Source organism: Saccharomonospora iraqiensis subsp. paurometabolica YIM 90007 (assembly GCF_000231035.2).
Classification (GTDB): Bacteria; Actinomycetota; Actinomycetes; order Mycobacteriales; family Pseudonocardiaceae; genus Saccharomonospora; species Saccharomonospora paurometabolica.
Genome location: NZ_KI912258.1, coordinates 125,701 through 134,293 on the forward strand (window position 1 = coordinate 125,701; position 8,593 = coordinate 134,293).

Below are 8,593 nucleotides of genomic sequence, written 5' to 3' on the forward strand. Positions count from 1 at the left end.
CCCGCCGCCGGTCGGTGGCCCCGGCATGACGGGCGCGCCCCTGGGCGCGGGCGGTGCGGGTGCCACCGCCGGGGGCGACGACGAGCAGGACCGCACCCAGCACGCCTCGTTCCTCATCGAACCGGACCCGGACGAGACCTTCGGTGCCACCGGGTCGGCGGCGCCACCGGTGCTCGGTGCCTGGGGACCCGAGGACGAGGAGCGGTAGCCGGTGCGGGCGCGGCTCACCGAGGCCGAACTCGACTTCCTCTGGGAGTCGAGCGGTCTCGGTGATCTGCCGTATCCGCTCCGGGCGCGGTCCCACGGGTGGACGCTGGAGGAGCGGTCCGCGCTGCGCCACGACGTGCTCGGCGGCCTCGCCGACCGTGGTCTCGCCGGTCCGGGGGGCAGGCCGGTCCCGGACCTGGAGAACGCTTTCGGGGTGCTGGCCGCGCCGGAGTACAGCCTGGACTCGGTGCAGATCAGCGCCCCGGACGCGCAGCCGCGCCTGGCCGTCGCCGCCGCGTCCGGCGGGCACGGTGTGCTCGCCGTGCAGGAGCAGGGTGCGTTGCAGCTCGAACCGGTGCCCGCCGACGGCCTGGCCGGTGCGATCGTCGGGCAGCTGCCCGCGGCGCCGCGTGGGAGCGAGAAGTCCATCACCGTGCCGCTGGAGCAGTTGCTGACCGGGCCGGGGGCGGATTTCCTGCAGCGCAGGCCGACCACCACCGACGGCAGCACCGCCCGCGCCGACGAGGACCGCAAGGCGCTGGCACGACTGCACGCCCAGTCCCGTGAACGCGGTGGTCAGATCGGTGCGAACGCCCGCGCGGCCGGGGGCGGCAGGTCCCGGGCTCCTGTGCTGAGCTGGTTCGACACGGAGACCGGCCGCTACCTCACCCAGGCGAGCACGGGGCCCGACGGCCGGGACTGGATCATCATCGCCCCCGCCGACGCCCCCACCCTCCGCCACCGCCTCGCGGAAATGCTGGCCACGGCCGCGACCAGGACGACCGCCCACCTGTGACCGGCGGTGTCGCCGTCAAGGCCCCCCTCCCTGCCCCGGGTGCCGCGAAGGGGTCCTTCACTGCACTGTGTGCCGCGAAGGGGTCCTTCACTGCACTGTGTGCCGCGAAGGGGTCCTTCACGGCACACACCCCGGTAAGGTGCGCCGGGGCACCGTGCCGGGTGGGATCCCATCGACCGAGTCAACCGGGGGAATCGTGATGATGCAGGAGTTCTTCACACCGGTCGCCTTCGACTTCCTGTGGGAGTCGGCGGGCGTCGGCGAGTTGCCGTATCCGCTCCGGATCCGCTCGCACGGGGAGACGGACCAGGAACGCGGGATGCTCCGGCAGCGGGTCGACGAGGAGTTCGCCGCGCGCGGTCTCCCGGACCCCCGGATCGAGGAGTCGCTCGCGGTGCTGGCGCGGCCGTCGTTCAGTGTCGACGCGCTGCACATCCCCGAGTTCCAGGCACCCCCGGTGGGGGCGCTGGCCGCCTCGGACGGCGACCGGGCCGTGCTCGCGGTGCAGGACGCCGACGGCATACGGCTGCGGACGGTGTACCCCGACGGACTCGCCTCCGCGGTCGTGGACCTGCTGCCCGCGAGCGGGCGCGGCACCCAGGCGTCGATCACCCTGCCGATCGAGACGGCCCTGCGCACCCGACCTTCCCGCGCCGGGGTGGTCGGTGAGGCGGAGGCCGGGTCCGACCGCCGGGGCGGTCGCGGCCGCACGAGCCTCGCCGAGCGGGCCAAGGACCCCGGTGAGGCGTACGCGGATCTGATCGCGCAGCCCCGGTTGCGTGGCGGGCAGCTCGCCGCGAACAGCCGGGACGAGGTGGGCGGCCGGCACCGCTCCCCGGTCCTGGCCTGGTTCGACACGGCGACCGGCCGTTACCTCAGCCTGTCCCGGCAGGGCCCCGACGGCCGGGAGTGGGTCACCGTCGCCCCGGCGGACGCGAAGACCCTGCGGACGCGGATCGGCGAGGCGCTGGCCGAGGTCGCGCCCTGACCACCCGTCGCTGCGGGACGGGCCGGTGGGCGATCGTGACCCCGCCGACGTCCGGACGCGGGAACACCACGGCCGCGGCCACCGTTGACCACGGCAGGATCGCCCGGCCGGTACCGCGGGCCGGGCGGTACGCTGGTGGGACGGTGAGTTCCGTAGCGCCCGCGTATTGTCGAACACCGCGACGGCGGATGTCACAACCTACCGCCTAGCCAGGGAGGGTCGAGGCCACCACGGCCGGATCGAATGGACCGCAAGCGCCTGCTCAAGAACCCACTGCTGTGGATAGCGGTGGCCCTGCTGCTCTATTTCGGCATCAGCACGCTCGCCGACAGCGATCGTGGCTACACCGAGGTCCCCACCTCGCAGGCCGTCGAGCAGATCAACTCGGGCAACGTCACCGAGGCCACCCTGGAGGATCGCGAACAGCAGCTCAAGCTGCACCTCGAGAACCCGGTCGCGGTCGACGGCCAACAGGCCACCGAGGTCATCACGAAGTTCCCCGCCGGGGCGTCCACCCAGCTCTACAACGGGTTGTTGAACTCCGGGACCGGGCAGGACGACGTCGAGTTCAACACCACGGTCACCGAGGACTCGTTCCTCACCCAGCTGCTGATCTACATGATCCCGCTGCTGCTGTTGGTCGGGCTGCTCATCTGGATGATGAACAACGCCCAGGGCGGCGGCAACCGGGTCCTGAACTTCGGCAAGTCCAAGGCCAAGCAGCTGAACAAGGACATGCCGACCACGACGTTCACCGACGTGGCCGGGGCCGACGAGGCCGTCGAGGAACTGCACGAGATCAAGGACTTCCTGCAGGGCCCGGCGCGGTACCAGTCACTGGGGGCCAAGATCCCGAAGGGTGTGCTGCTCTACGGCCCGCCCGGCACCGGGAAGACGCTGCTCGCCCGTGCCGTGGCCGGTGAGGCGGGCGTGCCCTTCTACACGATCTCGGGCTCCGACTTCGTCGAGATGTTCGTCGGTGTCGGTGCCTCCCGGGTGCGCGACCTGTTCGAGCAGGCCAAGCAGAACGCCCCCTGCATCGTGTTCGTCGACGAGATCGACGCCGTCGGCAGGCAACGCGGCGCGGGTATGGGCGGCGGCCACGACGAGCGGGAGCAGACCCTCAACCAGTTGCTCGTCGAGATGGACGGGTTCGATTCACGCGGCGGGATCATCCTGATCGCGGCGACCAACCGCCCGGACATCCTCGACCCGGCGCTGCTGCGGCCCGGCCGGTTCGACCGGCAGATCCCGGTGCAGGCACCCGACCTCAAGGGCCGGATGCAGATCCTCGAGGTCCACTCGAAGGGCAAGCCGCTCGCCGAGAACGCCGACATCGAGGCACTGGCCAAGCGCACCGTGGGCATGTCCGGCGCCGACCTGGCGAACGTGGTCAACGAGGCGGCGCTGCTGACGGCCCGCGAACACAACACGGTCATCACCGACCACGCCCTCGAGGAGTCGGTGGACCGGGTGATCGGCGGTCCGGCCCGGAAGAGCCGGATCATCTCCGAGCACGAGAAGAAGATGACCGCCTACCACGAGGGCGGACACGCGCTGGCCGCGTGGGCGATGCCGGACATCGAACCCGTCTACAAGCTCACGATCCTGCCGCGGGGCCGCACCGGCGGCCACGCGCTGGTCGTGCCCGAGGACGACAAGCAGCTGATGACGCGGTCCGAGATGATCGCGCGGCTGGTGTTCGCGATGGGTGGGCGCACCGCCGAGGAACTGGTGTTCCACGAGCCGACCACCGGCGCGTCCTCGGACATCGAGCAGGCGACCAAGATCGCCAGGGCGATGGTCACCGAGTACGGCATGAGCCCCCGCCTCGGTGCGGTGAAGTACGGCCAGGAGCAGGGCGACCCGTTCGTCGGGCGTTCGGCGGGCAGGCAGGCCGACTACTCGCTGGAGGTCGCGCACGAGATCGACGAGGAGGTGCGCAAGCTCATCGAGACGGCGCACACCGAGGCGTGGGAGGTGCTCAACACCTACCGCGACGTGCTCGACGACCTGGTGCGCGAGGTCCTGGACAAGGAGACCCTCCAGCGGCGCGACCTGGAACGCATCTTCAGCGAGGTGGTGAAACGGCCGCGGATCACCACGTTCAACGAGTTCGGCGAACGGCTCCCCTCGGAGAAGCCGCCGATCAAGACGCCGCGGGAGCTGGCGGTCGAACGGGGCGAGCCGTTGCCCCCGGAGGACGAGGAGCGCGAGTCCGGCGGGCGGGAGCCCGCACCGGAGCCGGAACCCGCTTCGATCGGCACCGGCGTCGGTCCGGCCGCGACCGGTGTGCCCACCTCGGGCGGGGCGGAGGTGCCGGGCGCGACCCCCGCGCCCACGCCGTCGGAGTCCGACGGGGAGCGGTCGGACCTGCCTGCGGCCCCGTCATCCGGCCCCCAGACGTACAATCCGTACGCGCCGCCGTCCGGCGGGACCGGGACGAACGGTGTCCGCGGACCGAACGGCGGGGCGAGCCCGTGGTCGCCGTCCAACGGTCGCGGCCCCTCCGGTCCCGCGACCGGCGGATCCGGCCCGGCCGGGTCCAACGCCGGCCCGCCGCACTACGGTGCCCCGCCCGGCTGGACGCCGGCGACACAGCCGCGGGGCCGGGGTTATCCGTGGCGGGACGAGCCTCCGATGCGGCCGGAGCCGGGGAACACCCCGTCCGGCGGTGACCGCGACAGTGCAGGACAGCGGGACGGTCGCGACGACGACGATCAGGACGGTCGGCCGAACTCGTGACCGGGGAAGGCGGTGCCGTGACAGGCAACGGTCATGCGGCGCTCGACGTCGACGCGGAACTGCCCAGGGCCGGTCACGTCTTCGACCAGGCCAGGGCCGAGAACGCGGTGCGCGAGTTGCTGCTCGCGTGTGGCGAGGACCCGGACCGGTCCGGGCTCCGGGAGACGCCCGCGCGGGTGGCGCGGGCCTACCGGGAGATGTTCGCCGGGCTCTACAGCGAGCCGGACCACGTCCTGGACCGCACGTTCGACGAGAGCCACGAAGAGCTCGTGCTGGTGACCGACATCCCGATGTACAGCACCTGCGAGCACCACCTGACCCCGTTCCACGGGGTGGCCCACGTCGGGTACATCCCGAACGGGCAGGGCAAGGTCACCGGGTTGTCCAAGCTGGCCCGGCTGGTGGACCTCTACGCCAAACGTCCGCAGGTGCAGGAGCGGTTGACCTCGCAGGTCGCGGACGCGCTGAACCGCAAGCTGCGCCCCCGCGGGGTGATCGTGGTGGTCGAGGCCGAGCACCTGTGCATGGCGATGCGCGGGATCCGCAAGCCCGGGGCCCGCACCACCACCTCGGCGGTGCGCGGCCTGCTGCAGACCTCGGCGTCGTCCCGGGCCGAGGCGCTGGACCTGATCAAGGGCAGGCGGTGACGCGGGTGGCCCCGACGTCGCCGCTGCTCCCGGCCCCCGAACGCTGCGCGGTGATGGGCGTGCTGAACGTGACGCCCGACTCGTTCTCCGACGGCGGCCGGTACCTCAGCAACGAGGACGCCCTCGCCCACGCGCACGCGATGTGGCGGCGGGGCGCCGACGTCATCGACGTCGGGGGCGAGTCCACCCGGCCCGGTTCGTCGCGGGTCGACGCCGACACCGAGCTGGCCCGCGTGCTGCCGGTGGTGCGCACGCTCGCCGACGAGGGGCTGACCCTGTCGGTGGACACCACGCGGGCCGCGGTGGCGGCCGCCGCGGTCGAGGCGGGCGCACGGCTGATCAACGACGTGTCCGGGGGGCTGGCCGATCCGGACATGGCGCGGGTCGCCGCCGAGGCGGGCGTGCCCTACGTGCTGATGCACTGGCGCGGGCACAGCAAGAACATGAACGACCTCGCCGAGTACACCGACGTCGTCGCCGACGTGCGGGACGAACTGCGTGCGCGGATCGACGACGCGCTCGCCGCCGGCGTCTCCGAGGACGCGATCGTGCTGGACCCCGGGCTCGGCTTCGCCAAGACGGCCGACCACGACTGGGCGCTGCTGCACGGGTTGGAGACCGTCCTCGGCCTCGGCTTCCCGGTCCTGGTCGGGGCCTCCCGCAAACGTTTTCTCGGCCGGCTGCTCGCCGACGACGACGGGCAGCCGAGGCCGCCCTCGGGGCGCGAGGTCGCCACCGCGTCGGTGTCGGCGCTGGCGGCCCAGGCGGGCGCCTGGGGGTGCGGGTGCACGACGTGGGCTCCTCGCTCGACGCGGTCCTCGTGGCGGCGGCGTGGCGGCGCGGCCGTGCCTGACGCCGTGTCCGATCGCGCACCCGGCCCCGACCCGGCCGCCGGTGGTGGGTCGCCGTCCGCGGACGGCGACCGGATCACCCTCACCGGCCTGCGGGTCTTCGGCAGGCACGGGGTGTTCGACCACGAGCGCCGGGACGGGCAGGAGTTCGTCCTCGACCTGACGGTGTGGCTCGATCTCGCCCCGGCCGCCGCCACCGACGATCTGTCCGACACGCTCGACTACGGTGCGCTCGCCGCGTCGGCGGCCGACATCGTCGCGGGACCGCCGCACGATCTGATCGAGAGCGTGGCCCAACGGGTGGCCGACGAGGTCCTCACCGACGAGCGGATCCGGCGCGTCGAGGTCACCCTGCACAAGCCGTCGGCACCGATCCCGAGGACGTTCGCCGACGTCGCCGTGACGCTCACCCGCGGCAGGCACGATGCCGCGGGGCCGGACCGGGCGGGCGACGACGGACCGGGGCGGACGCCGTGAGCAGGGCCGTCCTCTCCCTCGGCTCGAACCTCGGCGACCGGTTGTCCTACCTGCGGCTGGCCGTCGACGGCCTGCGGGACGTGCTGGTGTCCGTCTCCGGTGTCTACGAGACGAAGCCGTGGGGGGTGACCGACCAGCCGGACTTCCTCAACGCGGTGTGCGTGGTCGACGACCCGTCCCGGGACCACCGGGACTGGCTGCGCACCGCCCAGGAGCTGGAGCGGCGTGCCGAGCGGGTGCGCGAGACGCGGTGGGGCCCGCGCACCCTCGACGTCGACGTCGTGACCGTGGACGACGTCCGCAGTGACGATCCCGACCTGCTGCTGCCGCACCCGGGCACGGCCGACCGGGCGACGGTGCTCATCCCCTGGCTGGAGATCGACCCGGACGCCGAGGTACCCGGCCGGGGCCGGGCCGCCGACCTGCTGGCCGCCCTCCCCCGGTCCGACCACGACGACGTCCACCTCCGCACGGACCTGACCCTCTGATGCGTCGATGCTCTGGTCGGTACGAGTGCCAGGGTGGACGTTGATATCGGCGGTCCCGACGTCGTAATGCGGTCGGTCGTCCCGGTTGCGGGGAGGTCACCGTCGGATGCGCCTCGTGTGCCGTGGGTACGGTGGGACCATGCAGTTCACGCGGGCACGGGATCTCGTCGTCGCCGCGGTGCTCGGTTTCGGACTGACGTTCCCGTTGTTCCGCGCCGCATATCAGTCCCTGCCCGCCCTGCCCACCCTGGCCGGCACGACCCTGCTCGTGCTGGCGGTGGGGGAGTTCGTGCTCGCGTTCGTCGTGCGCGCCCGAATCCGCGAGCACCGGGTCGTCACCGGGCTGGGCATCGCCCGGACGGTCGCGCTGGCCAAGGCGTCCTCGCTGCTCGGGGCGCTGATGGGGGGTGCGTGGGTGGGCGCGTTGGCCTACCTGGGGCCCCGCTCCGGGCGGGTCACGGCCGCCGCGGACGACCTGCCCGCCACGATCGTCGGGGTGGTCAGTGCCGCCGCGTTGATCGGTGCGGCGCTGTGGTTGGAGTACAACTGCCGCACACCGGACGAGGGTGATCGGGGCCGCGGTCAACCGCCGACCGGTTAGCGCACGCAACCCACCGCTCGAAGTACCGAGAAGGTCTCGACGAGGTCACCGGAAGGTACGGTATCGGCATGACTGGCGTGGGTGACGACGCGCACGACCGATCGTCCGGTCGGCCGTGGCTGACCGTCGGCTTCCTCCTCGCCATCGGCGCCACCCTCGCGCTGGTGCTCACCGACGACCTCCGCTGGGTCCGGCTCGCGGTCGTGGCCGCGTTGTGGGCGGCGCTGATCGGGACGCTGGTGGCCGTGAAGAACCGCAGGGCCGCGGCGGCGAGCGAGAAGTCGGCGGAGAAGGCTCAGCGGATCTACGAGCTGGAGCTCGAGAAGGAGGTCGCGGCCCGTCGCGAGTTCGAGCGCGAGGTCGAGGCCGAGGCGCGGCAGCGGGAGGCCGAGGCGCGGCAGCGTGCCGAGGCGGCCTCGCAGGCGGAGCTCGAGGCGTTGCGGACCGAGTTGAGCACCCTCCGGGAGAGCCTGCAGACGTTGCTCGGGGGCGAGGTCCTCTGGGAGCGCGTCGCGCTGACGGCCCAGTCGACGCGGATGCGGTCGTTCGGCGAGGAGCCGGTGCTGGTGGCCGCGGGCGAGGCCGGGGAGTCCCGGCCCGCCGCCATCACGATCGGCCCGGACGCGGAGGTCGCCGACCGCCCCACCGAACTGATCAGCCGGGTCGCCGGTCCCGACGCGGAGCGGGCGTCCACCGCGGGCACGCACAACGGTGGTTCCGGCACCGCCCGGGCGCTGGACGGTGGGCCGCGCAACGGCACGGCCGCGCAGGCGGACGCCACCGGGGCCCGACG

The 8,593-nt window shown here is 72.9% G+C and carries 8 protein-coding genes and 2 pseudogenes; all 10 read left to right on the plus strand.

The window, feature by feature from the left end; translation table 11 throughout:
- Positions 1 to 208 (plus strand): annotated as a pseudogene (locus SACPADRAFT_RS33335) (hypothetical protein); the annotation flags it as partial.
- A 3-nt stretch (positions 209 to 211) separates the two neighbouring features.
- Positions 212 to 1,003 (plus strand): ESX secretion-associated protein EspG, encoded by a 792-nt coding sequence (locus SACPADRAFT_RS0219855; protein ID WP_007025425.1) that lies wholly within the window; start codon positions 212 to 214, stop codon positions 1,001 to 1,003.
- Positions 1,004 to 1,202: 199 nt separating this feature from the next.
- Entirely contained in the window at positions 1,203 to 1,991 is a 789-nt protein-coding gene (locus SACPADRAFT_RS0219860) for an ESX secretion-associated protein EspG (RefSeq protein WP_007025426.1), read from the plus strand.
- A gap of 243 nt (positions 1,992 to 2,234) precedes the next feature.
- Complete coding sequence (gene ftsH, locus SACPADRAFT_RS0219865; RefSeq protein WP_007025427.1) at positions 2,235 to 4,736, plus strand: ATP-dependent zinc metalloprotease FtsH; 2,502 nt, start codon at positions 2,235 to 2,237, stop codon at positions 4,734 to 4,736.
- Positions 4,737 to 4,753: 17 nt separating this feature from the next.
- Positions 4,754 to 5,383, plus strand: coding sequence for a GTP cyclohydrolase I FolE (folE, locus tag SACPADRAFT_RS0219870; protein WP_007025428.1), 630 nt, complete (start codon positions 4,754 to 4,756; stop codon positions 5,381 to 5,383).
- Between the two features lie 53 nt (positions 5,384 to 5,436).
- Positions 5,437 to 6,236, plus strand: a pseudogene (gene folP, locus SACPADRAFT_RS33340) (dihydropteroate synthase).
- A 73-nt stretch (positions 6,237 to 6,309) separates the two neighbouring features.
- Complete coding sequence (gene folB / locus SACPADRAFT_RS33345; protein ID WP_233357235.1) at positions 6,310 to 6,711, plus strand: dihydroneopterin aldolase; 402 nt, start codon at positions 6,310 to 6,312, stop codon at positions 6,709 to 6,711.
- Positions 6,708 to 7,199 carry a 2-amino-4-hydroxy-6-hydroxymethyldihydropteridine diphosphokinase gene (gene folK, locus SACPADRAFT_RS0219885; RefSeq protein WP_007025430.1) on the plus strand — a complete coding sequence of 164 codons (492 nt, stop codon included), beginning with the start codon at positions 6,708 to 6,710 and terminating at the stop codon, positions 7,197 to 7,199. The genes folB and folK overlap by 4 nt, the downstream gene beginning before the upstream one ends.
- 139 nt (positions 7,200 to 7,338) lie before the next feature.
- Positions 7,339 to 7,800 (plus strand): DUF3180 domain-containing protein, encoded by a 462-nt coding sequence (locus SACPADRAFT_RS0219890; protein WP_028662622.1) that lies wholly within the window; start codon positions 7,339 to 7,341, stop codon positions 7,798 to 7,800.
- A 68-nt stretch (positions 7,801 to 7,868) separates the two neighbouring features.
- On the plus strand, positions 7,869 to 8,593 hold a 725-nt coding region (locus SACPADRAFT_RS33350; protein WP_007025432.1), incomplete at its 3' end, for a DUF6779 domain-containing protein.

Coding starts and splice junctions, on each gene's coding strand:
- ftsH (WP_007025427.1), top strand. CDS start 2,235: ATGGACCGCAAGCGCCTGCTCAAGAACCCACTGCTGTGGATAGCGGTG.
- SACPADRAFT_RS0219890 (WP_028662622.1), top strand. CDS start 7,339: ATGCAGTTCACGCGGGCACGGGATCTCGTCGTCGCCGCGGTGCTCGGT.
- SACPADRAFT_RS0219860 (WP_007025426.1), top strand. CDS start 1,203: ATGATGCAGGAGTTCTTCACACCGGTCGCCTTCGACTTCCTGTGGGAG.